This is a genomic window from Pseudomonas sp. Irchel 3F3, assembly GCF_900187545.1.
GTDB classification, from domain to species: domain Bacteria; phylum Pseudomonadota; class Gammaproteobacteria; order Pseudomonadales; family Pseudomonadaceae; genus Aquipseudomonas; species Aquipseudomonas fortuita.
Genome location: NZ_FYDS01000007.1, coordinates 46,693 through 68,265 on the forward strand (window position 1 = coordinate 46,693; position 21,573 = coordinate 68,265).

The following is a 21,573-nucleotide window of genomic DNA, read 5'->3' on the forward strand; positions in this document are numbered from 1 at the left end:
GTCAGTCTTTCCGCTGCGGCTCTTGGACCGGTTGGGCCTGGCCTTCGATGGTGTGGCCTTGTTGCGGCTGGGCAGTGTTTTGCACCGGCGGCACCGGTTGGGCTGGCGGCGGCGTTTGCTCGGCCGGCTTGGTCTCTTCTTCGTTCATGGCCTTGCGGAAGCCCTTGATCGACTCGCCCAGGTCACTGCCGAAGTTTTTCAGCTTCTTGGTGCCGAACACCAGGACCACGACAACCAGCAGGACGATCCAGTGTTTCCAGTCAAAAATACCCATGGTGCTCTCCTAGAATGCGTTGTGCTCAAGCCGAAGGCTGTCGAGCGGCCTTTTCATCGTGCCCGGACAGCCCGAAACGGCGGTCCAGCTCATCCAGCACGGCTTGTGGATGCTGGCCCAGCGCGCTGAGCATCACCAGGCTATGAAACCACAGGTCGGCGGTTTCGTAGATGACATCGCTGTAATCCTTGCTGACGGCAGCATCCTTGGCGGCAATGATCGTTTCGACCGACTCTTCGCCGAGCTTTTCGAGGATCTTGTTCAGGCCTTTGTGGTACAGGCTGGCCACATAGGAGCTGTCAGGCGCCGCTTGCTTGCGTTCTTCAAGCACTTCGGCCAGGCGGTTGAGGGTGTCGCTCATGTCAGTGTCCTGCGCTGTAAATGGCATCCGGGTCCTTGAGGACCGGGTCGACGATTTTCCACTGGCCGTCTTCATGGACGCGGTAGAAGCAGCTTTCCCGACCGGTATGGCAAGCGATATGGCCCAGTTGCTCGACCATCAGGATGATCACGTCGGCGTCGCAGTCCAGGCGCATTTCATGCAGCTTCTGCACGTGCCCGGACTCTTCGCCCTTGCGCCACAGCTTGCCTCGCGAACGCGACCAGTAGATGGCGCGCTGTTCGCTGGCGGTCAGCGCCAGCGATTCGCGGTTCATCCAGGCCATCATCAGCACGCGTCCGGTCTTGTGGTCCTGGGCGATTGCCGGTACCAGGCCGTCGCTGTTCCACTTGATCTCGTCCAGCCAGTCTTTCATCGTCGACTCCAAAGCGGGCCCGCTCCTGTATCGGGCCCTTTGCGCTAGTGTGCCAGCCGCAGGCGCGGCTGGCTATTGGCGCACGATCAGGTAAAGGCCTGCGGCCAGCATCAGCCAGGCCGGCCAGGCTGCAGGGGCGGCCAGGCTGGCGGCCTCGGCGGCGCCAGCGGCCAGCACCGCGCCGCCACCGAGCAGGCCGGCGCCCAGCAGGCGCAGTGCCCAGCGATCACCCTGGCGGCGGCGTTCCGGCATTTGCGGATCGTGCAGGTGCGGTTGCGACAGGCGTTCGAGCAGGTCTCGGGCCATGTTGGTCAGGTGCGGCAACTGCTCCACCTGCCCATGAATGTTGCCGAGCACGGCCTTGGGGCTGTAGCGGTCGCGCATCCAGCGTTCGAGGTAGGGTTTGGCGGTGCTCCACAGGTCCAGGTCGGGGTACAGCTGGCGGCCCAGGCCCTCGATGTTGAGCAGGGTCTTTTGCAGCAGCACCAGTTGCGGCTGCACTTCCATGTTGAAGCGCCGCGCCGTCTGGAACAGGCGCATCAGCACCTGGCCGAAGGAAATATCCTTTAACGGTTTTTCGAAGATTGGTTCGCACACGGTGCGGATCGCCGCTTCGAATTCGTTGACCTTGGTATGCGCCGGCACCCAGCCGGAGTCGATGTGCAACTCGGCAACGCGGCGGTAGTCACGCTTGAAGAAGGCAAACAGGTTGCGCGCCAGGTAATCCTGGTCCTCGGCGGTCAGGCTGCCGACGATGCCGCAGTCGATGGCGATGTACTGCGGGCTCCACGGCTTGACCGTACTGACAAAGATGTTGCCCGGGTGCATGTCGGCGTGGAAGAAGCTGTCGCGGAAAACCTGGGTGAAGAATACCTCCACCCCGCGCTCGGCCAGCAGCTTCATGTCAGTGCGCTGGTCGGCCAGGGTGGCCATGTCGGTCACCGGTACGCCGTAGATGCGCTCCATCACCAGCACTTTAGGGCGGCACAGGTCCCAGTAGACCTGGGGCACGTACATCAGCTCGGAGCCTTCGAAGTTGCGCCGCAGCTGGCTGGCGTTGGCAGCCTCGCGCAGCAGGTCGAGCTCGTCGTAAATGGTTTTTTCGTAGTCGCCTACGATTTCCACCGGGTGCAGGCGGCGGGCATCCGCCGAGGCGCGCTCGGCGGCCTTGGCAATCAGGAACAGCCAGGCCAGGTCCTGGGCGATCACCGGCTTCAGGCCCGGGCGCACGACCTTGACCACCACCTCTTCGCCCGTCTTGAGGCGTGCGGCGTGCACCTGGGCCACCGAGGCCGAGGCCAGCGGTTCGACGTCGAAGCGGCTGAACACCTCACCAACCTTCGCGCCCAGCTGCGCTTCAATCAGTGCCACGGCCTGTTTCGGGTCGAACGGCGGCACGCGGTCCTGCAGCAACATCAGCTCGTCGGCGATATCGGTGGGCAGCAGGTCGCGGCGGGTGGACAGCAGTTGGCCAAATTTGATGAAGATCGGGCCCAGGTCCTGCAACGCCAGGCGCAGGCGCGCGCCACGGCTGAGCTCAGTGGGCTTGCGTGGCAGCCAGCGCCACGGCATCAGCAGGCGCAGGCTGGCCAGCCACCAGGGCAGCAATGGCTGATCGAACAGCAGGTCATCGAGACGGTAGCGAATCACCACACGCTGGATGCGAAAAAGACGGCGGACGGCGAGCAGCTTCATGCGTTTTCGCTGGTATCAAGGGATCGGGAGAGGCGCTTGATGCGCGCCTCGAGGCGTTCTGTATCGAGCTTCAGGGCATCGAGTTCGCTGAAGGCGGCTTCGGCTTCGCGTTTGCCTACCAGGGCGCGGGACTCTTCGGCCAGGTACTCGGAAAGGTTCTGGCTGAAGCGCGCCAGGCCCTGCCGGGTCCAGCGTGCACGCAGGCGGATGTGGCCTGCCAGCAGCGCCGTGGCGACCGGGCCGAGCCAGCGTTGCAGTTCGTGCTCCCAGTCCAGTTCCAGGTCCTGCAGCACGCCGAACAGGTCAAGCAGCACGGCGCTGTCGCCATGCAGTTCGACCTGCGGGCTGTGCAGCACGGCGGTCTTGTCCCCGGCCAAGGCCAGTTGCGCCAGGCTGCCGGCCGGTGCGCGCAGGCTGCAGTCGACCTCGCCCTCCCAGTGGGCGGCGAGCATCAGGCCGTCTTCATCGGGCAGGATGAAGACCTGCAGGGCCGGTTGGCGGCAGTCTATCTCGATGACCTTGCCTTCCAGCGCGGCCAGCCGCGGCAGGGCCGTGCTGTCCATGCGCAGGACGCGGTTCAGGCCATGTTCGACGCTGGCGAGCAGCCCGGCCAGCAGCATCAGGGTTTGATCCCCCGGTGCACGGCAACGATGCCGCTGGTCATGTTGTGGTAGGTGACGCGGTCGAAACCGGCCTCGACCATCATGCTCTTCAGGGTTTCCTGGTCCGGGTGCATGCGGATCGATTCGGCGAGGTAACGGTAGCTTTCGGCGTCGTTGGTGATCAGCTTGCCCGCCAGCGGCATGAAGGCGAACGAATAGGCGTCGTAGGCCTTGGACATCAGCTTGCTGGTCGGTTTGGAGAATTCCAGGATCAGCAGGCGGCCACCGGGCTTGAGCACGCGCAGCATCGAACGGATGGCTTCGTCCTTGTGGGTGACGTTGCGCAGGCCGAACGCGATGGTCACGCAGTCGAAATGGTTGTCCGGGAACGGCAGTTTTTCGGCGTCGGCCTGGACGAACTCGATGTTGCCGGCTACACCACGGTCCAGCAGGCGGTCACGGCCAACCTTGAGCATCGACTCGTTGATGTCGGCCAGCACCACCTGACCCGTCGGGCCGACCAGGCGCGAGAACTTGGCAGCCAGGTCACCGGTACCGCCGGCGATGTCCAGCACCCGGTTGCCGCTGCGCACGCCCGACAGCTCGATGGTAAAGCGCTTCCACAGGCGGTGCATGCCGCCGGAAAGCACATCGTTCATCAGGTCGTACTTGGCTGCCACCGAGTGGAACACTTCGGCGACTTTTTTCGCCTTCTGGCTTTCAGGTACGTCCTGGTAACCAAAGTGGGTGGTGGGTTCGGCGTGGTCGCCTTTGCGCTGGTCGTTCATATCGCTTCACCGGAAAAAATTACCGCCATTCTAGGGCGAACGGGCGGATTTGTCTTGGCGGGGTGTGCCAGTGGGCAGGGGCGGGCATAATGCCAATTATGTCTACATCTTCAGGAATGCCCGTATGACCCAGATCAGCGTTGAACGCAAACACTCCCTCGGCCGCGATGCTGCCCGCGCCAAGGCGCAAGCGCTGGTCGACAAGCTCAGCCGCGAATACGACCTCAAGGCCACCTGGAACGGTGACCGGGTCGATGTGGCGCGCAGCGGTGCCAACGGCAGCGTGCACATTGGCGAAGATATCATCCGTGTGGAGCTGAAACTGGGCATGATGCTGTCGATGATGAGCGGCACCATCAAGGGTGAAATCGAGCGGGCGCTGGACAAGGCGCTGGTCTGAGCCTGACGGGCCGACCGAGGTCGGCCCGTCCCACGATCAATCGGCAGGGAACGGTATGATGTCTGCCACATCTTCGCGCTTCAGATCGCCCCGGTAGATCTTGATCCGCTCGGCGGTTGTGGCCTGCTTGAGTTGTTCCTCTCGCTCCAGGCTCCGGGGCTCCCAGAACTTCAAGTGACCCTTGGCGAAGTCGAGGGCGCTGGCCTGCTTGCTGCGGTAATGAAAATGCGCCTCCCAAAGCACCGCTGCGGGGGCATGCGTGTCTCTGATCTCATACACGTCCAGAAAATCATCCGCGCGACGCGTCGGTTTTCTTGCCACGGTTGGCGTGATCTGCAGGCGCTGTTGTTCATGCAGGTAGCGCAATGCGGTGGCATCGGGGTGATGTGTGGTGAGGTAGGACTGGGTAAGCAGCCGTTGTTTCTCCGCCCGCACGTAGGCTACCGCTTCACGCAGTTCGCCAGTTAACGCGGCCAACCGGGGATCGTCCTTGATGCCCTTGATTTTGACGGCGATCTCGAGCATGTCTTCGATATGCCAGTCCATGAGGTTGGACAGGGCATTCGGCTCGTGGATATGGCGTGCGGCCTTGGCGATTCGCTCGTCACGGCTGGCGAGCAGGCTGGTGGCGCGCTGGCGCAGTTCGGAGGTGTCGAGGGCCACCGGTGGTTCCGCCGGTGCCAGCTCGAACCACTCGCCGTCGCGCTGCTCGAAGGTGCTGGCAGGTTGCTGAGTGACGGGGTCATGTTGAACCGCCCGGTTGCTGCCTTGCGCGCGGTCAACCAGCAACCTGCGACCTTGCGCCGTCCTGATCACCGTGCTCTTGCGAGGATGTACACGGTACATCACTGGGGCGGGGGCGGGGCTTGCGCCGCTGTCGACGTTGACCAGGGCGCTGGCAAGTTGTGATTCTGTGATGTGCACCAGTACCGACAATTCCTCGATGTACGCTTGCAGTATGGTCTGGTCGATGGCCGGATGCTCGAAGGATTGTAGGTACTGGGCCTTGCCGAGCGTGGTCTCATACTCGCGCAATGCGTCGCCGAGCAACGCTGCCTGCTCTTCCTGGGGCAGGTTTGCAGTCGCGATGCCATCATGTGTCCAGACGGTTTGTGAGAACTGCCTGCTGTCCAGTGATTGCTGCACAGGTAGAAGATCGATGGCCACCTGTTCGGTCAGGCGCGTCTTGTCCAGCAACAAGTACGCCATGTCGCTCAGCTGCTGCGCACGAATGACCAGTGTTGAATAGGGCCGCAGCGCGATGGCCGCTTCGACCTTGGCTTTCTTGTCCTTGTTCGGGAACGTGATCAGCGGGTCCTCCAGCATTCGGGGCAAGAGGGTGTCAAGCCGCTCACTGACCGTGCGCAGGCGGCTGACGATGTCCAGCGTGTCACGCACTGCCTGGCGAAACGAAACATGGCGCTGTTTTTGCTCATCGGTCACAGGCACTTTTTTCAGGCCGACGGATTTTTGCTCAAGGCCCTGGTGGTCCGATTGTTCCAGCAGACGGCGAAGCAAGAGGATGTCGTTCTCGACCTGCGTTTCGGAAAGGACACCCAGGCTGCGTCGGGCGGTGCCTAGCGGGTCGAGCCTGGCGAACCTGGGCTCCATCAGCTGGCGCAGGAGGGAGGCATTGGTCTGCAGCAGTGACGCTTGTTTTTCCAGGCACAGCGATATCGTGCGAATCTGCGGCATAAGCTCGAGACGCCGGGCAGCCAAGTCCCGGTTCTGTTGCTGCAAGTGTTCGTCCATGGCTGCCTGGCCACCTGCCCTGGCCAGGGCCTTCCCGAAGGCGTTCGCCTCGGCATCGTAGTCGGTCATCAATTGCTGGTTGGCATCCAGCAGCGGCTTGATCTTTTTCAGGGCATTGTGATTGGCAGACACCGCTTGGTTCAAACTGTCGAACTGCTGTTGGTTTTGCGCAATGATCTGCTGCCGGCTTTTCGGCATGCCACCTGCCAGGGCGAGGTCCAGTACCCAGGTATCGTTCCGGCGTGTCAGCCAGGGGCCGTAACTGCGTTGGCGGCCAACGATATGGTAGCCGTCCGGGTTGCCACCCCAGCGGGCTTGCCAATCATCCACGTTTTGCGGCGGGCCGATGATCCGCAGGCCTGTCTCGCTTTCCAGCACCTCGTAGGCGACCTCGTGCAACTTCACGTAGTAGCGGTCTTCGATGGCATACAGCCCTCGAAGCCTGCCTTGGCGCTGCACCGTGCGCCCCTGCAGGGAAATGTTGGCCTGCAGTTGACCCAGCGCTTGTCGGGTTGGCGCTGGAAGGTTGCCCAAGCGTTGGTTGTCGCCCCAGCTCAACAGCGTGACGTGGGTTTGGGTCGGAACCGGCGATTGCCAGGCGCCTTCGTCCGGTGCCTCCCGCCAGGCCGCAGCAGCTGACGGTCGGGCTTCCAGGCTTTCAAGCCGTGGCAGAGGGCCTTGCAGCCGGGCCGAAGGGGGCTCAGGTGTGACGCTGCCAACGTCATGAATCAACAACATGGCGACATTGGCCAGCAGGTCAGTGACTGCCAAGGCCTGCGCTTCGGGTGTGCCTTGAGTGAGGGCAGACAAATCGTCCTTCAATGCTGCCACTGCAGCCACCACCCAGGCCACGGCCGCCGCCGGGCCTCGCAGCAGTGGCGTGGTGGCGTTGAACAGCATCCAGCCAAGCTGCCAGGCCAGCGCCCAGCGCTGCAGTGAGTTCGAGACCGTCTGGCGCGAGGCAAGAAGCAATAGCGCCTGCACTCTCGCCTCGTGCAGCTTGATGTCCAGATCGCCCTGCCAAGGCTCATGCACCACGGTAACCGGGGTCCGCAGCGACTCCAGCGCAGCATCTGTCCACGCTGTGCCACCGCCCAGCCAGTGCGCCAGTTTCGACATGCGCGGATGCAGGTGGGGCCGAAGGAAGCCGCCATTCTGATAGACGGCCCGGTTTTCGTCATCTACCCAGTCGAGCACGTTCTGTTGCAGTTGTGGATTGGTCTGGATCTGAGTCATCAGTGCATCCAGGCTGGCATGTTCTGCCAAGGGTTGTTCGGCAAACAACGGGCGGTAAAGCAAATAGCTGGCGCTGGCCTGGACGTGCAGCACAAACATGCCCTGCACAGTGTCGCCTTCAGGGGCACCCTTGAACGGTTGCAGCACCAGTGGCGAGAAGGTCAACGGTTCTGCTGGCAGCGCTTTGCCCAGGCAGAATTCGACAACAGCCAGGCAGGCGGTCTCGCCAATCTGGCCGTCAATTTTCGCCTTTAGGGCCGTGAACGCCAGATTGCCACGCCATTCTCGGGCGAAGCGCTGGACTTGTTCGGGGTCATGCTCGAATGCCTGCAACTGGGCCGCCACGTGCACCGGGTACTGGCCGCCGATGTCCACCTCGGTGACCAGTGCCTGGAGGTAATCAAGGGTCATCCAGGCTTGCTCCGGCTGGCGCCCCTGATAGGTCAGGCCAGATGCCACTTCGTTCAGGTCGGTGTGCAGGCGCACTACGGCCATCTCGGTCAGGGTTATGCGTTTGAGGTGCCGCAGCACGGCCGGCCCTGTCGAAGACACAGGAACCACGACGGAAATCTCTATCAGCAGCAGGTCAGGGTCGAGCGGCGCCTGGTCGGGGTGGTCGAGCTGCATGCGCTCGCGAAGGCGCCTTCTGGCATAGGTGTCCAGGGGTTCGATGTCGTCCAGCGAACCTTTGCTGCCCGCCTGCGCCTGGCGAGCGCATAGCCGCAGCACTGCGTCGCTGTACAGCAGGCGGTCACTGGCGGCCGCCGAAGCCAGCCAGGCCGGCAGGGCGATGTCTGGTTGGGCTTCGTTCACCAGCCACTGGCCGGAAATATCGGAGGCGGGATCTGTAACGGCGTCGAGCGTCTGTTCCAGCTCCTCGACAGTGCTGAACGAGGCCTGGCTCAGGCGGCCGAGGCGCTCAAGAATGCTGTTGAGCATGGCGGTGGCCTGGTGTTCGAAGGGGTCGCCCAGCAAGGGGCGATGTGCCCAGCTGAACGCCTCGAAGCGATAGGCTTGCGCCAATTGGTCGCGCAGGGCGCTGGCAAAGGTGGTTGCATCCACGTAGCGGCGTACTTTGCCCGCAGGGCTGCACCACAGCACCTGATCGGGGCCGAACAATACAAGGTCCGCCAGGGTGAACGACTGGGTGTTGCCCGACATGCCCAGCGATATCTGCAGGCCGCTGACGGCGGGGGTGTCGGCCCCATTCTCCAGCAAGCGATAGAGCGTGCCTTTGGCGGTGTCATCCAGCCCTTGGCGTTCAACCCCGTTCAGCAGCGAAGCTTTCAGCAGGTGTGCCAGCCAGCGCACGTTGGAGCGCTCGGAAATGCCGTCAGTGCCGGCCCAGAAGCTGATTTGAGCCTGCTTGAACGCATCGCCCAGAGCGGCCAGCAGTGTGTCGAAATCCTGGTTGAGCATTGCCATATCAAGCGTGATTCGCGGCTGAGTGGCAGGGTTTGCACCTTGCTCCTGGGGGTAGAAGGGTTGCGGTGGTGCGATGCTGAGCTGATCCGCCGCCCCCAGGTCCATGGGGCGGCCGTTCAGGTAGTGCTCGAGCAGCAGGGGTACCAGTGGCTGTACTGGCGGCTCGGAAGGTGCTGCCCTGAGCACGGTGAAACGCTCGAGGCCTTCAAGGTCCGGATAGTTGCGAACGATCCACGGGTAGCGATCGGCAAGCACGCTGAAGCCTTCGCTAGCCAGCAGCTGACGTAGCGTGGGGCGTTTGGTGAAGCGGCTGGCCACCAGCTGCCGATAGGTGGTTGTCGAGGAGGAAACAGCCATGCGATTCGAGCTCCGGTTAGTCAATGAGCGCGAACGGTAGAAGCTGCATGGGTACCGGGTGAGGTAGATAGGTCGTGATGCGTGTTCTTAGGGTGTGGTTTCTAATTTTGTTCCCTACCTTAGGCGTCAGCCCAGCATTCATGGGCGCATCCTCCTCCACTGATGAACATGAGGCACTGAGCATGGCCAAAGTGACTGTGAAGAAAAAGGAAGACGCCCAGGGCACGCTGGGTGAGGTGCGCGGCTACGCGCGCAAGATCTGGCTAGCAGGTATCGGCGCTTATGCCCGCGTCGGCCAGGAAGGTTCCGAGTATTTCAGCGAGCTGGTCAAGGCCGGCGAAGGTGTTGAAAAACGTGGCAAGAAACGCATCGACAAAGAGCTCGATGCTGCCAACCACCAGATCGACGACGCCGCTGAAGAAGTCAGCCGCGTACGCGGCAAGGTCGAAATTCAACTCGACAAGATCGAAAAAGCTTTCGACGCGCGGGTAGGACGCGCCTTGAATCGCCTCGGCATTCCGTCTAAACATGACGTTGAGGCGTTGTCGGTGAAGCTTGAACAGCTGCACGAGCTGCTTGAGCGCGTCGCGCACAAACCATAAGGAGAGCAGGATGGCTGGCAAGAAGAATTCCGATAAAGAAAGCAGCTCCTGGGTCGGCGGGATCGAGAAGTACTCCCGCAAGATCTGGCTGGCGGGGCTGGGTATCTATTCGAAGATCGACCAGGACGGCCCCAAGCTGTTCGACTCGCTGGTGAAGGATGGCGAGAAGGCCGAGAAACAGGCGAAGAAGACCGCTGAAGATGTGGCCGACACCGCCAAGGCTTCGACCACCTCGCGTGTGTCTGGTGTGAAAGACCGTGCGCTGGGCAAATGGAGCGAGCTCGAAGAAGCCTTCGACAAGCGCCTGAACAGCGCCATATCGCGTTTGGGTGTGCCAAGCCGCAACGAGATCAAGGCCCTGCACCAGCAGGTGGACAGCCTGACCAAGCAGATCGAGAAACTGACCGGTGCTTCGGTTACGCCGGTTTCGTCGCGCGCTGCGGCGGCCAAACCGGCTGCGAGCAAGGCAGCGGCCAAGCCACTGGCCAAGGCAGCAGCGGCCAAGCCTGCGGCGAAAACCGCGGCAGCCAAACCTGCAGCTAAAACGGCAGCGGCCAAACCTGCTGCCAAGCCGGCGGCCAAACCTGCCGCCGCCAAGGCTGCGGCGGCCAAGCCAGCGGTAGCGAAGAAACCTGCGGTGAAGAAAGCACCGGCCAAGCCGGCAGCCGCGAAACCGGCAGCCCCAGCGGCCAGCGCGGCCCCGGCCGCTACCACAGCACCGACACCTGCCACCGCCCCGGCCAGCAGCGCCCCGTCGGCACCAAACGGCACCGGTACCTTGATCTGATACCGCATCGCCTTCTTCGCGGGCTTGCCCGCTCGCACAGGGACAGCGCCGATCAACGGGTCAGCGCAGGCCCTGTGGGAGCGGGCATGCCCGCGAAGGCCCCAGCGCCGAAACAGCAGGCCTACCCCTCCAGGTAGCGCACAGCCAACTGCTCCGCCGCCGCCCGCGCCTGTGCCTGCAGATGCGGCGCCACCAGCATCATCACCTGGTACACCACGATCCCCACATCCCCCTCGCGCCCCAGCACACGCTGGTAATCCAGCGAGAACAGCAGCGTCATCGTGATCTGCTCCACCAGCTGCCCCAGCGCCTGCGTACCACTCTCTACCAGCCCCTGGCCCTTGAGGCTGGCCAACAGCGCCGCCAACGTGCGCTTGAGGGCATTAATCAGGCTGCGCATGCCGCGTGCCAGCTTTGGTAGGCGGCCAGTGAGGTTGGAGAGGTCCTGAAACAGGAAGCGGTACTGCGACATGTGCTCGACAATCAGGTGCAGGAACAGCCAGTAGTCCTCGGCGTCCAGGCGCACTTCCAGGGGTGGGTCAAGCAAGGGCATCAGCGCGTCCTCGAAGCGCTCGAACAGGCCCAGCACCAAGGGTTCCTTGCCGTGGAAGTGGTAATACAGGTTGCCCGGGCTGATGCCCAGTTCGTTGGCAATCTCCAAGGTGGATACGTTCGGTTCGCCCTGCTGGTTGAACAGCTGCAGGGCGCATTCCAGGATACGGTCGCGGGTCTTCATCCGGTCGTCGGGCTCATCGGGTCAGGACATAGGTGCCTGGCGCCGGGCCGAGCGGTGGGTAGGTGCTGTTGCCCAGCTCGGTACGGGGAGCCTTGAGCGGACCAGAGCGCGGAGTGATCCATTCCAGCCACAACGGCCACCAACTGCCGTCGCTGCGTTTGGCCTCGTAGAACCAGGCGCGCGGATCGCTCGCAAGCTTGGGGTTTTCCAGGTAGTAGGCCTTGGGGTTGCCCGGTGGGTTGATGATGCTTTGAATGTGCCCGCTGTTGGCCAGCACGAAACGCCGGTCGCCACCGAGCAGCAGGGCAGAGCGATACACGGCGTCCCACGGGGTGATGTGATCGTTGCTGCCGGCCACGGTAAAACTGTCCAGGTCGACCTGCTTGAGGTCGATGGGCGTGCCGCATACTTCAAGGCCGGCCGGGTGGGTGAGCGGGTTGTGCTTGAAAAAGTCCAGCAAGTCGCCGTGCAGTGCCGCCGGCAGCCGTGTGTTGTCGGCGTTCCAGTAGAGGATGTCGAACGCGGGTGGGGCTTTGCCAAGCAGGTAGTTGTTGACCCAGTAGTTCCAGATCAGGTCGTTGGGGCGCATCCAGGCGAAAATCCTCGCCACCTCGCCGCCGTCCAGTACACCCCGTTGATAGGAACGGCGCTTGGCCGCCTCGACGGTCTGCTCGTCGGCGAACAGGCTGGCCGGGCTGTCGAACTTGCTGTCGAGCAGGCTGACCAGGTAAGTGGCGCTGCGGATCTTGCGCAGCTGATGTCTGGCCTGCAGGTGGCCCTGCAGTGCAGCCATGGTCAGGCCGCCGGCACAGGCACCCATCAGGTTGGGGTCGCGGTTGCCGCTGATGCTGCGGCAGGCGTTCAGTGCTTCTTCCAACGCCTGAACGTACGAGGACAAGCCCCATTCGCGGTGGCGCGGGTCGGGGTTGCGCCAGCTGATCATGAACACCTGCAGGCCGTTCTTGAGCATGTACTGGACGAAGCTATTGTGCGCCTGCATGTCGAAGATATAGAACTTGTTGATTTGCGGTGGTACCACCAGCAGGGGCCTGGCGTGCTGTTTTTCACTCATCGGCTTGTACTGGATCAGCTCCAGCAGCTCGTTGCGAAACACCACCGCACCGGGTGTCGCCGCCAGGCTGCCACCCACCTCGAAAGCGCGTTCGTCCACTTGGCGCGGCAGGCCGTCATTGTGACGCAGGTCGTCCAGCAAGTGGGCCAGGCCACGCACCAGGCTTTGCCCGCCGGTGTTCAGCAGCTCTTTGACGGCCAGCGGGTTGAGCAGCGAATTGCTCGGCGCCAGGGCGTCGTTGATCATGCCGAACAGGAAGTGGGCGCGTGCCCGATCATCGTCATCCAGGTGGCTTTCGTCGATCCACTGGCGCGTCTGCTTCTGCCAGGCCAGATAGGCCTGCAGGCCCCGGCGGTAAAACGGGTTCTGGCTCCAGGTAGGGTCGTTGAAGCGGCTGTCGCGAGGGTTGGGCTGATAGGGCGTGTCGCCCAGCATCACGCGGCCCAGTTGGCCGCCGAGCGCCAACAGGTGCCGCGCAGTGTGCAGCGGGTTGGTCAAGCCGTGGCGGCCAACCCTGCGCAGGGTCGACACCAGGTCGCGCCCACGCAGGCCAAGCATGGCGTTATGCACGTTCATGCTGGTGGCGGGCAGCGGTTTCGTTCCTTTGGCCGGTTTGTCTGTCATGGCAACACTCCCTCGTCTTCCCGATGCTTGGGCAGCGACAATCAACCGCCAGAGGCGGGGCGCGGGTGCATGACCGCGCGCTGACGTTCTTCCTGGAGAAACTTCATGATGATCGGTGCGACGGCCTCGGCCCGGGTAATCAGGAACAGGTGGCCATCGTCGATTATGTGTAGCTGGGCATTGGGAATCCGCCAGGCCAGCAGGCGCATGTTGACCAGCGGGATCAGCGGGTCGTCGTCACCGGCCAGTACCAGCGTCGGCTGATGGATCTTGTGCAGCCAGTGGATGCTGGTCCAGCCCAGGCCGGCGAATAATTGCCAGTAGTAGCCCAGCTTGCCGCCCGAGCGCACCTTGGATGCATGATGCATGGCCAGGTCCGGGTCGCGGCGGAAGGCACCGCCGTAGATCAGCGGTGCAATACGGATCACATGGGAGGGCTGCACGTAGCGCCGTGGACTGGCCATCATCCACAACACCTTGGGTTTGCCCGGCACCATTACCGCGCCGGCGGCAGTGGCGGCCAGCACCAGTTTTTTGCAGCGTTCCGGATAGTCGTGGGCGAACTGCTGGGCCAGGGCGCCGCCCCAGGACACACCGATGGCGTTGACTTGGCCGTAGTCCAGGTAATCGAGCATGCGCGCTGTGAGCTTGGCCAGGCCAGGAAAACGATAAGGGTGGCGCGGTGTGGATGATCCACCCACGCCGGGTACATCGAAGGCAATGACCTCCAGGTCCGGGTCCAGCGCCTCGATGAAGGGGAACACCAGCTCCAGGTTGGCGCCGATGCCGTTGAAGATCAGCAACGGGGTCAGGTGCGGCTTGCCTGGGCGGACGGCGGTGCGAATGGACTGGTCGTCCAGCTCGACGGTCCTGAAGATATAGGGTTCCGGCATGCGTTCGACTCTTTCGTGAAAAAAGTGCCGTGGCGCGCTCATGGCTGCCACGGCAATGCAACTCAACGCTCGTGAACGTAGGTGCCTGGGGCGGCTTCGCCAGCTGCATAGGCACGGTTGCCCAGGCGGGTTGGCGCTTTTTTCAGCTCCCCGGCCCGCTCGCTCAGCCAGCTTTGCCAGTGCAGCCACCAGGAGTCGGCGTGCTTGGTGGCGTTTTCCTGCCAGGCCACCGGGTCACCCGGGCGATCAGCCCCGGTCATGAAGCGTGCCTTGGGGTTGCCCGGCGGGTTGAGGATGCTCTGTATGTGGCCGCTGTTGGACAGCACGAACTCGATCTTGCCGCCGAACAAGTGCGCCGAGCGGTAGCACGATTGCCACGGGGTGATGTGGTCGGCGGTGCCGGCAACGCTGAAGATGTCGCAGTGCACATTCTTCAGGTCGATCGGGGTGCCGCACACTTCCAGTGCGTTCGGGCGGATCAAAGGGTTGCTTTTGAACATCTCGATCAAATCGCCGTGGAAGGCGGCCGGCAGACGCGTGGTGTCGTTGTTCCAGAACAGGATGTCGAACACCGGCGGCTCGTTGCCGAGCAGGTAGTTGTTGACCCAGTAGTTCCAGATCAGGTCGTTGGGGCGCATCCAGGCGAACACCTTGGCCATTTCGCTGCCTTCCAGCACGCCAGCCTGGTACGAGTGGCGCTTGGCGGCTTCCAGGGTTTGTTCGTCGACGAACAATGCGACCTGGTTGTCCATGGTGGTGTCCAGCACGCTGACCAGCAGGGTCAGGGCATTGACCTTGTTTTCGCCAATGGCGGCGTAGTGGCCCACCAGCGCAGTACAGGTGATGCCGCCAGAGCAGGCGCCGAGCATGTTCAAGTCTTTGCTGCCGGTAATCGCCAGTACGGCGTCGACGGCTTCCTTGAGTGCATCAATGTAGGTGGACAGGCCCCATTCCCGCTGGGCCTTGGTCGGGTTGCGCCAGCTGATGATGAAGGTTTGCTGCTGCGAGCGCAGGCAGTAGCGGGCCAGGCTCTTTTCCGGGCTCAGGTCGAACACGTAGAACTTGTTGATCTGCGGTGGCACCACCAGCAGCGGGCGAGCATGCACCTGTTCGGTGATGGGGCTGTACTGGATCAGCTCCAGCACATCGTTGCGGTACACCACCGCGCCTTCACTGGTGCCCAGGTTCTTGCCCACTTCAAAGGCGTCCATGTTCACCTGGCTGGGCATGCCGCCATTGTTGACCATGTCCTTGGCCAGGTTGGACAGGCCATCGAGCAGGCTCTTGCCGCCGGTTTCGAAGAAGCGCTTGACCGCTGCCGGGTTGGACAAGGTATTGGTCGGCGCCATGGCTTCGGTCATCAGGTTGATGACGAACTGGCCGCGGCTGATGTCCTGGGGTGGCAGGTCGCTGTTGCCGATCCAGTCCTGCAACTCGTTGCGCCAGGCCAGATAGGTTTGCAGGTAGCGGCGGTACAGCGGGTTGTTGCTCCAGGCCGGGTCGTTGAAACGGCGGTCGTCGCTTTCCGGGGCCAGGCTGGACTTGCCCAGCAGCACGTTTTTCAGTTCCAGGCCAAAGTGGGCCACATGCTTGGCGCTGTGCAGCGGTTGGCGCACGGCCTGGCGCAGCACGGTGCGTGCCGAGCTCAACAGGTCCTTGCGGCGAATGCCGATGACCGGGTTCAGCCCCAAGGTGTTTTCCGAGGCCTGCCGCTGCAGCTCATCGTTGTTCTTGTTACTCATCTACGACGCTCCGTTGTCCTGAGACGAGTACCGGTTGCTGTGGCGGGGGCACAGCCCTGAGCCCGGTACTGCTACTCGGGTGACCAGTGATAAGGAACAGCGGTGCTGCGGGGGTTCTGACTGCCTGCAAAGTGATGCAGGGAACTTGCCACACCCATTGGTTACCCGACTTTCATGTAATGCGCAAGACAGCCCTTCACTGGCCTGTCTGTAAGTCATTCAAACAGATGAATTTAGAAAATGCGCTCTAAACCCTGAAGACCTTGCGCTAGAGCATGAGTTTGACCACCGATTCGGCCGGGTCGCGGGATTTTCCGGCCTTGTGCAGCTCGTCGAGGTATTCGGCCCACAGCTGTTCCTGGCGCAGACACAGCTGTTCCAGGTATTCCCAGGTGAACAGGCCGCTGTCATGGCCGTCGTCGAAGGTCAGTTTCAGTGCATATTGGCCGGCAGGCTCCAGGCCGACCAAGCCGACGTTGATCTTGCCGAACTGCAGGATGGGGTTGCCGTGGCCCTGGACCTCGGCGGAGGGGGAGTGCACGCGCAGGAGTTCGGCGGGCAGGTGGTAGACCTCGCCGGGGGCGTAGGTGAGGGTGAGGGTTTTCGAGGCTTTGTGCAGGTTGATGGCAGTGGGCAGGCGGGCCATGGGCAGAATCTCTCGGGAGCTGATGATGCACAGCTTCGGGACATTCTGGGGATTGTGCAAGGGGGCTGCTTTGCAGCCCAGTCGCCGGCAAGCCAGCGCCCACAGGTACTCCACAGCATTCAGGATTGTGATAATCCTGTGGGGGCTGGCTTGCTGGCGATTGGGCCGCACAGCGGCCCCCTGCGGTCTTACAGAATGTAACGCGACAGGTCTTCGTTCTGCGCCAGTTCACCCAGGTGGCTGTTCACATACGCAGCGTCGATCTGGATCGGCGTTTCGTCATGTGCGCTGGCCAGGTCGCCGGCGCTGAACGACACTTCTTCGAGCAAACGCTCAAGCAGTGTGTGCAGGCGACGGGCACCGATGTTTTCGGTCTTTTCGTTGACCTGGTAGGCAATCTCGGCCAGGCGCTTGATGCCGTCGGCGATGAACTCGATGTTCAGGCCTTCGGTTTTCAACAGGGCCTGGTACTGCTCGGTCAGCGAAGCGTGCGGCTCTTGCAGGATGCGCTCGAAGTCTTCCGGGGTCAGTGCCTTGAGTTCGACACGGATCGGCAGGCGGCCTTGCAGCTCGGGCACCAGGTCGCTCGGCTTGCTCAGGTGGAACGCACCCGAGGCAATGAACAGGATATGGTCGGTCTTGACCATGCCCAGCTTGGTGTTGACGGTGCAGCCTTCGATCAGCGGCAGCAGGTCGCGCTGTACGCCTTCACGGGACACATCGGCGCCGCCAACATTGCCGCGTTTGGCAACCTTGTCGATTTCGTCGATGAACACGATACCGTGCTGCTCGACTGCTTCCAGGGCCTTGGCCTTGAGCTCTTCCTCATTGACCAGGCGGCTCGCTTCTTCATCGCGAACCATCTTCAGCGCCTCTTTCACCTTCAGCTTGCGCGCCTTGCGCTTGCCTTTGCCCATGTTGGCAAACAGGCTCTGCAGCTGATTGGTCATTTCTTCCATGCCGGGCGGCGCGGCAATTTCGACGCCCACGGCATCGGCCACTTCGATTTCGATTTCCTTGTCGTCCAGCTGGCCTTCACGCAGGCGTTTGCGGAACAGCTGGCGGGTGTTGGAATCGCTGCTGGTCTGCGCGGCTTCCTCGCTGAAGCTGGTCACCCGCGCCTGCGGCAGCAGGGCATCGAGGATACGGTCTTCGGCGGCGTCTTCGGCGCGGTGGCGCACGCGGATGATTTCCTGCTCGCGCAGCATCTTCAGCGCGGCGTCGGCCAAGTCACGGATGATCGACTCGACGTCGCGGCCCACGTAGCCCACTTCAGTGAACTTGGTGGCTTCGACCTTGAGGAATGGTGCGTTGGCCAGCTTGGCCAGACGACGGGCGATTTCGGTCTTGCCGACACCGGTAGGGCCGATCATCAGGATGTTCTTGGGGGTCACTTCGGCACGCAGCTCGACAGGCAGCTGCATTCGGCGCCAGCGGTTGCGCAGGGCAATGGCCACGGCGCGCTTGGCGTCGTCCTGGCCGATGATGTGGCGGTTGAGTTCGTGGACGATCTCGCGGGGGGTCATGGACATGATCAATAGGGTCCTTGGGCAGATGAGTCAGCGTGGAAAAGCCCCTTCACCGGGAAGAGGCGCCAGAGCAGCTGAATCAGTCGGCCAGGTCCTGCTCCTCGATGGTCAGGTTGTGGTTGGTGAACACGCAGATGTCGCCGGCGATGTTCAGGGCGGTTTCAGCGATTTCACGGGCCGAGAGGTCGGTCTTGTTCAGCAGGGCGCGGGCTGCGGCCTGGGCATAGGCGCCGCCGGAACCCATGGCGATCAGGCCATCTTCGGGTTCGACCACGTCACCGTTACCGGTGATGATCAGGGAGGCATCCTTGTTGGCCACGGCCAGCATGGCTTCCAGGCGGCTCAGGGAGCGGTCGGTACGCCATTCCTTGGCCAGTTCGACGGCAGCGCGGACCAGGTGGCCCTGGTGTTTCTCCAGCTGGCCTTCGAAGCGCTCGAACAGGGTGAACGCATCGGCAGTGGCACCGGCGAAGCCGGCGATGACCTGGCCGTGGTACAGGCGGCGCACTTTCTTGGCGTTGCCTTTCATCACGGTATTGCCGAGGGAAACCTGGCCGTCGCCGCCCATGACGACTTTGCCGTTACGGCGGACAGAAACGATGGTGGTCAAGGGGAGAGTCTCCACGCAGCGGGGCGAAAGTGCCTGATGCAGACTCATATGGGGGTGGGGTGAAAGATTTCAACCGGGGGGGATGAATGGTTAATGCTCTCCAGCACAGGCCTCATCGCCGGCAAGCCAGCTCCCACAGGTCATCACAGGGCTTGAGGGCAGTGATTTCCTTTGGGAGCTGGCTTGCCGGCGATGGGGCCTGTGAGGGTTACTCAGGCCTCGTGGCAGATGTGGCCATCGACCAAGGTATAACGCACCGCACCCGGCAGGCAGTGGCCGATGAACGGGCAGTTCTCGCCCCGCGACAACCACTGCTCGCCAGCCACTGTCGAGGCTTGTGGGTCGAACAGCACCAGGTCAGCTGCGCCACCCACCTTCAGCTCGCCCGCCGGCAGGCGCAGGGCGGCTGCCGGGCCGCTGCTTAGGCGGGCCAGCAAAGTTGGCAGGTCGAGCAGGCCGTCCTGCACCAGGGTCATGGCCAGTGGCAGCAACAGCTCGACGCTGCTGATACCCGGCTCGGTGGCACCGAACGGTGCCAGCTTGGCGTCGCGCTCGTGCGGCTGGTGATGGCTGGAAATCGCCTGGATCACGCCCGATTTGACTGCGGCGCGCAGGCCATCCCGGTCTTTGGCAGTGCGCAGCGGTGGCTGCACGTGGTACAGGCTGGAAAACTCGCGCAGCGACTCATCGGTGAGTATCAGCTGGTACAGCGCCACATCGGCGGTCACCGGCAGGCCGAGCTCCTGCGCCTGGGCAATCAGCTGTGCACCACGGGCGCTGGTGATCTGGCTGAAGTGCGCACGCACACCGGTCTGTTCCACCAGCAGCAGGTTGCGCGCCAGGGCCACGGTTTCTGCGGTTTCCGGGATGCCCGGCAGGCCGAGGAAACTGGCCATGGCACCTTCATGGGCCAGGCCGCCTTGGGCCAGGTCACGGTCCTGGGAGTGGAACACCACGGTCAGGTCGAAGGTGGCGGCGTACTCCAGGGCGCGGGCCAGGGTCCGGTTGTTGGGGATTTGTTTCAGGCCGTTGCCGAAGGCCACGCAACCGGTATCGCGCAGGGCCACCAGCTCGGCCAGTTGCTCGCCTTCAAGACCTTTGGTCAGGGCGCCAATCGGGTACACCTTGCTGTTGGCGGCCTCACGGGCACGGTCCAGGATCAGTTCGGCCACCGCCGAGGTGTCCAGCACCGGCTTGGTCTGCGGCGGGCAGCACAGGCTGGTGACACCGCCGGCAACGGCGGCGCGGGTTTCGCTGGCGATGTTGCCTTTGCGGCTGTAACCCGGCTCACGCAGGGACACGCCCAGGTCAACCAGGCCCGGTGCGGCGACCAGGCCATCGGCCTGTATCGTACGGCTGGCGCTGAAACCGGCCGGTGCGGCGCCAATGGCGGCAATGCGGCCACCGTCCAGGTGCAGGTCGGTCACCTGATCCAGGCCGGTCGTGGGATCGATGACCCGGGCGCCAAGAATGCTGATGGTCACTGGGCGTTCTCCTGGTCGAATTGACGTTGTGCGTTCTGCCCGCTCATGGCCATGGACAGCACGGCCATGCGCACGGCGATGCCGTAGGTGACCTGGTTGAGGATCACCGAGTGTTTGCCGTCGGCCACCGCTGATTCGATTTCCACGCCCCGGTTGATCGGGCCCGGGTGCATGACGATGGCATCAGGCTTGGCCCCGGCCAGGCGCGCGGTGGTCAGGCCGAACAGGCGGTAGAACTCGCCTTCGCTGGGCAGCAGGCCGCCGGCCATGCGCTCACGCTGCAGGCGCAGCATGATCACCACGTCGACATCCTTCAGGCCTTCGGCCAAGTCGGTGTAGACCTTCACGCCGTACTGTTCGATGCCGATCGGGATCAGGGTTTTCGGGCCGATCACGCGGATGTCCGGGCAACCCAGCGCTTTGAGCGCCAGCATGTCGGAGCGCGCCACGCGCGAGTGCAGAATGTCGCCGACGATGGCCACCGAGAGGTTCTCGAAGCTGCCCTTGTGGCGGCGAATGGTCAGCATGTCGAGCATGCCCTGGGTCGGGTGCGCGTGGCGGCCATCACCGCCATTGATCACGGCGACATCCGGGCACACGTGCTCGGCGATGAAGTGCGCGGCGCCGGAGTCGGAATGGCGCACCACGAACATGTCGGCCGCCATGGCCTCGAGGTTGCGCAGGGTGTCGAACAGTGTCTCGCCCTTGCTGGTCGAGGAGGTCGACACGTTCAGGCTGATCACGTCGGCCGACAGGCGCTGGGCTGCCAGTTCGAAGGTGGTGCGGGTGCGGGTCGAGTTCTCGAAGAACACGTTGCAAACGGTCTTGCCGCGCAGCAACGGGACTTTCTTCACGGCCCGGGCACCGACTTCCAGGAAGGAGTCGGCGGTGTCGAGGATCTCGGTGAGCAGTTCGCGGGGCAAACCGTCAAGCGAGAGGAAGTGGCGCAGCTGGCCCTGATCATTGAGCTGCAGCGGGCGCTTGGCGTCGATTGGCGTCATCGCGGGGGACTCTTAAAGGGCGGAAGCGGAGGCGAGGTCCTGGCGCTCGAGGGCGAGCGGTGCGGGTCCGGTCAATTTTACCCGTTCATGGGCGGCCAGCGACAGGGTGGCACCGAGCACATTCGGACGGATCGGCAATTCGCCGGCGTCCAGGTCCAGCAGGCAGACCAGGGTGACGCTGGCCGGGCGGCCGTAATCGAACAGTTCGTTGAGCGCCGCGCGGATGGTGCGACCGCTCATCAGTACATCATCCACCAGCACCAGGTGCTGGCCCTCGACCTCGAACGGCAGCTCGGACGGGCGCACTTGTGGGTGCAGGCCGTTCTGGCTGAAGTCGTCGCGGTAGAACGAGACGTCCAGGGTGCCCATGGGGCTGCTGTCGCCCATGGCTTCCTGCAGGGCCTGGGCAACCCAGACACCGCCGGTGCGGATACCGATATAACGGGGCTCGGTGATTGCCCGGCGCGCCAGGTGGGCACGAAGGTCGACAGCCATCTGCCGAATCAGGTCGGCGGGATTGGGTAGGCTCATTGCGGGCTCCTCGGAAGGGTGCGCCGGGCGGG

Annotated in this window: 20 protein-coding genes; 3 read left to right on the forward strand and 17 right to left on the reverse strand. The window is 63.2% G+C overall.

Annotation, left to right across the window (positions count from 1 at the left end; translation table 11 throughout):
- Position 1 precedes the first annotated feature (1 nt).
- The 6 genes from CKW35_RS16325 to ubiE all read right to left on the reverse strand — a co-directional run bounded on the left by CKW35_RS16325 (position 2) and on the right by ubiE (position 4,114).
- The gene (locus tag CKW35_RS16325; RefSeq protein WP_016489564.1) at positions 2-274 is read right to left on the reverse strand and encodes a twin-arginine translocase TatA/TatE family subunit; all 273 of its coding nucleotides are present in this window, start codon (positions 272-274) and stop codon (positions 2-4) included.
- Between the two features lie 25 nt (positions 275-299).
- The gene (locus tag CKW35_RS16330; RefSeq protein ID WP_016489563.1) at positions 300-635 is read right to left on the reverse strand and encodes a phosphoribosyl-ATP diphosphatase; all 336 of its coding nucleotides are present in this window, start codon (positions 633-635) and stop codon (positions 300-302) included.
- Between the two features lies 1 nt (position 636).
- Positions 637-1,029: a phosphoribosyl-AMP cyclohydrolase gene (gene hisI, locus CKW35_RS16335; protein ID WP_023049299.1), complete on the reverse strand. Its 393-nt coding sequence runs from the start codon at positions 1,027-1,029 to the stop codon at positions 637-639.
- Between the two features lie 72 nt (positions 1,030-1,101).
- The gene (gene ubiB / locus CKW35_RS16340; protein WP_016489561.1) at positions 1,102-2,724 is read right to left on the reverse strand and encodes a ubiquinone biosynthesis regulatory protein kinase UbiB; all 1,623 of its coding nucleotides are present in this window, start codon (positions 2,722-2,724) and stop codon (positions 1,102-1,104) included.
- A complete protein-coding gene (locus CKW35_RS16345) occupies positions 2,721-3,344 on the reverse strand; it encodes an SCP2 domain-containing protein (protein ID WP_016489560.1) in 624 nt (207 codons plus the stop codon). Before CKW35_RS16345 ends, ubiB begins: the two co-directional genes overlap by 4 nt.
- Positions 3,344-4,114 carry a bifunctional demethylmenaquinone methyltransferase/2-methoxy-6-polyprenyl-1,4-benzoquinol methylase UbiE gene (ubiE, locus tag CKW35_RS16350; RefSeq protein ID WP_016489559.1) on the reverse strand — a complete coding sequence of 257 codons (771 nt, stop codon included), beginning with the start codon at positions 4,112-4,114 and terminating at the stop codon, positions 3,344-3,346. Before ubiE ends, CKW35_RS16345 begins: the two co-directional genes overlap by 1 nt.
- A 124-nt stretch (positions 4,115-4,238) precedes the next feature.
- On the opposite strand from ubiE, the gene CKW35_RS16355 reads away from it, so the two are divergent.
- Complete coding sequence (locus CKW35_RS16355; protein WP_016489558.1) at positions 4,239-4,514, forward strand: polyhydroxyalkanoic acid system family protein; 276 nt, start codon at positions 4,239-4,241, stop codon at positions 4,512-4,514.
- A 36-nt stretch (positions 4,515-4,550) separates the two neighbouring features.
- Here CKW35_RS16355 and CKW35_RS16360 read toward each other — a convergent pair whose 3' ends face one another.
- On the reverse strand, positions 4,551-9,284 hold the full coding sequence (locus tag CKW35_RS16360; protein ID WP_095116405.1) for a DUF6543 domain-containing protein: 4,734 nt from the start codon (positions 9,282-9,284) through the stop codon (positions 4,551-4,553).
- Between the two features lie 182 nt (positions 9,285-9,466).
- Between CKW35_RS16360 and CKW35_RS16365 the strand changes: the two genes are divergently transcribed.
- Both CKW35_RS16365 and CKW35_RS16370 read left to right on the forward strand, forming a co-directional pair.
- Positions 9,467-9,886 (forward strand): phasin family protein, encoded by a 420-nt coding sequence (locus tag CKW35_RS16365; RefSeq protein ID WP_016489556.1) that lies wholly within the window; start codon positions 9,467-9,469, stop codon positions 9,884-9,886.
- Positions 9,887-9,896: 10 nt separating this feature from the next.
- Complete coding sequence (locus CKW35_RS16370) at positions 9,897-10,673, forward strand: phasin family protein (RefSeq protein WP_016489555.1); 777 nt, start codon at positions 9,897-9,899, stop codon at positions 10,671-10,673.
- Between the two features lie 121 nt (positions 10,674-10,794).
- Here the strand turns inward: CKW35_RS16370 and CKW35_RS16375 are convergent, their stop codons facing one another.
- The 10 genes from CKW35_RS16375 to pyrR all read right to left on the reverse strand — a co-directional run bounded on the left by CKW35_RS16375 (position 10,795) and on the right by pyrR (position 21,541).
- The gene (locus CKW35_RS16375) at positions 10,795-11,409 is read right to left on the reverse strand and encodes a TetR/AcrR family transcriptional regulator (RefSeq protein WP_016489554.1); all 615 of its coding nucleotides are present in this window, start codon (positions 11,407-11,409) and stop codon (positions 10,795-10,797) included.
- 13 nt (positions 11,410-11,422) lie between these two features.
- Positions 11,423-13,105, reverse strand: coding sequence for a class II poly(R)-hydroxyalkanoic acid synthase (gene phaC / locus CKW35_RS16380; RefSeq protein ID WP_016489553.1), 1,683 nt, complete (start codon positions 13,103-13,105; stop codon positions 11,423-11,425).
- Positions 13,106-13,146: 41 nt separating this feature from the next.
- The gene (phaZ, locus tag CKW35_RS16385) at positions 13,147-13,998 is read right to left on the reverse strand and encodes a poly(3-hydroxyalkanoate) depolymerase (protein ID WP_016489552.1); all 852 of its coding nucleotides are present in this window, start codon (positions 13,996-13,998) and stop codon (positions 13,147-13,149) included.
- A gap of 62 nt (positions 13,999-14,060) precedes the next feature.
- Complete coding sequence (phaC, locus tag CKW35_RS16390) at positions 14,061-15,740, reverse strand: class II poly(R)-hydroxyalkanoic acid synthase (protein ID WP_016489551.1); 1,680 nt, start codon at positions 15,738-15,740, stop codon at positions 14,061-14,063.
- Positions 15,741-16,008: 268 nt separating this feature from the next.
- On the reverse strand, positions 16,009-16,386 hold the full coding sequence (locus CKW35_RS16395) for a gamma-butyrobetaine hydroxylase-like domain-containing protein (protein WP_016489550.1): 378 nt from the start codon (positions 16,384-16,386) through the stop codon (positions 16,009-16,011).
- 188 nt (positions 16,387-16,574) lie between these two features.
- Positions 16,575-17,918 carry an ATP-dependent protease ATPase subunit HslU gene (gene hslU / locus CKW35_RS16400; RefSeq protein WP_016489549.1) on the reverse strand — a complete coding sequence of 448 codons (1,344 nt, stop codon included), beginning with the start codon at positions 17,916-17,918 and terminating at the stop codon, positions 16,575-16,577.
- Between the two features lie 76 nt (positions 17,919-17,994).
- Positions 17,995-18,525 carry an ATP-dependent protease subunit HslV gene (hslV, locus tag CKW35_RS16405; RefSeq protein WP_003249309.1) on the reverse strand — a complete coding sequence of 177 codons (531 nt, stop codon included), beginning with the start codon at positions 18,523-18,525 and terminating at the stop codon, positions 17,995-17,997.
- A gap of 212 nt (positions 18,526-18,737) precedes the next feature.
- Positions 18,738-20,009 (reverse strand): dihydroorotase, encoded by a 1,272-nt coding sequence (locus CKW35_RS16410; RefSeq protein WP_016489548.1) that lies wholly within the window; start codon positions 20,007-20,009, stop codon positions 18,738-18,740.
- The gene (locus CKW35_RS16415; protein WP_008099987.1) at positions 20,006-21,010 is read right to left on the reverse strand and encodes an aspartate carbamoyltransferase catalytic subunit; all 1,005 of its coding nucleotides are present in this window, start codon (positions 21,008-21,010) and stop codon (positions 20,006-20,008) included. The genes CKW35_RS16410 and CKW35_RS16415 overlap by 4 nt, the downstream gene beginning before the upstream one ends.
- Before the next feature lie 12 nt (positions 21,011-21,022).
- Positions 21,023-21,541 carry a bifunctional pyr operon transcriptional regulator/uracil phosphoribosyltransferase PyrR gene (gene pyrR / locus CKW35_RS16420; protein WP_016489547.1) on the reverse strand — a complete coding sequence of 173 codons (519 nt, stop codon included), beginning with the start codon at positions 21,539-21,541 and terminating at the stop codon, positions 21,023-21,025.
- Positions 21,542-21,573 lie beyond the last annotated feature (32 nt).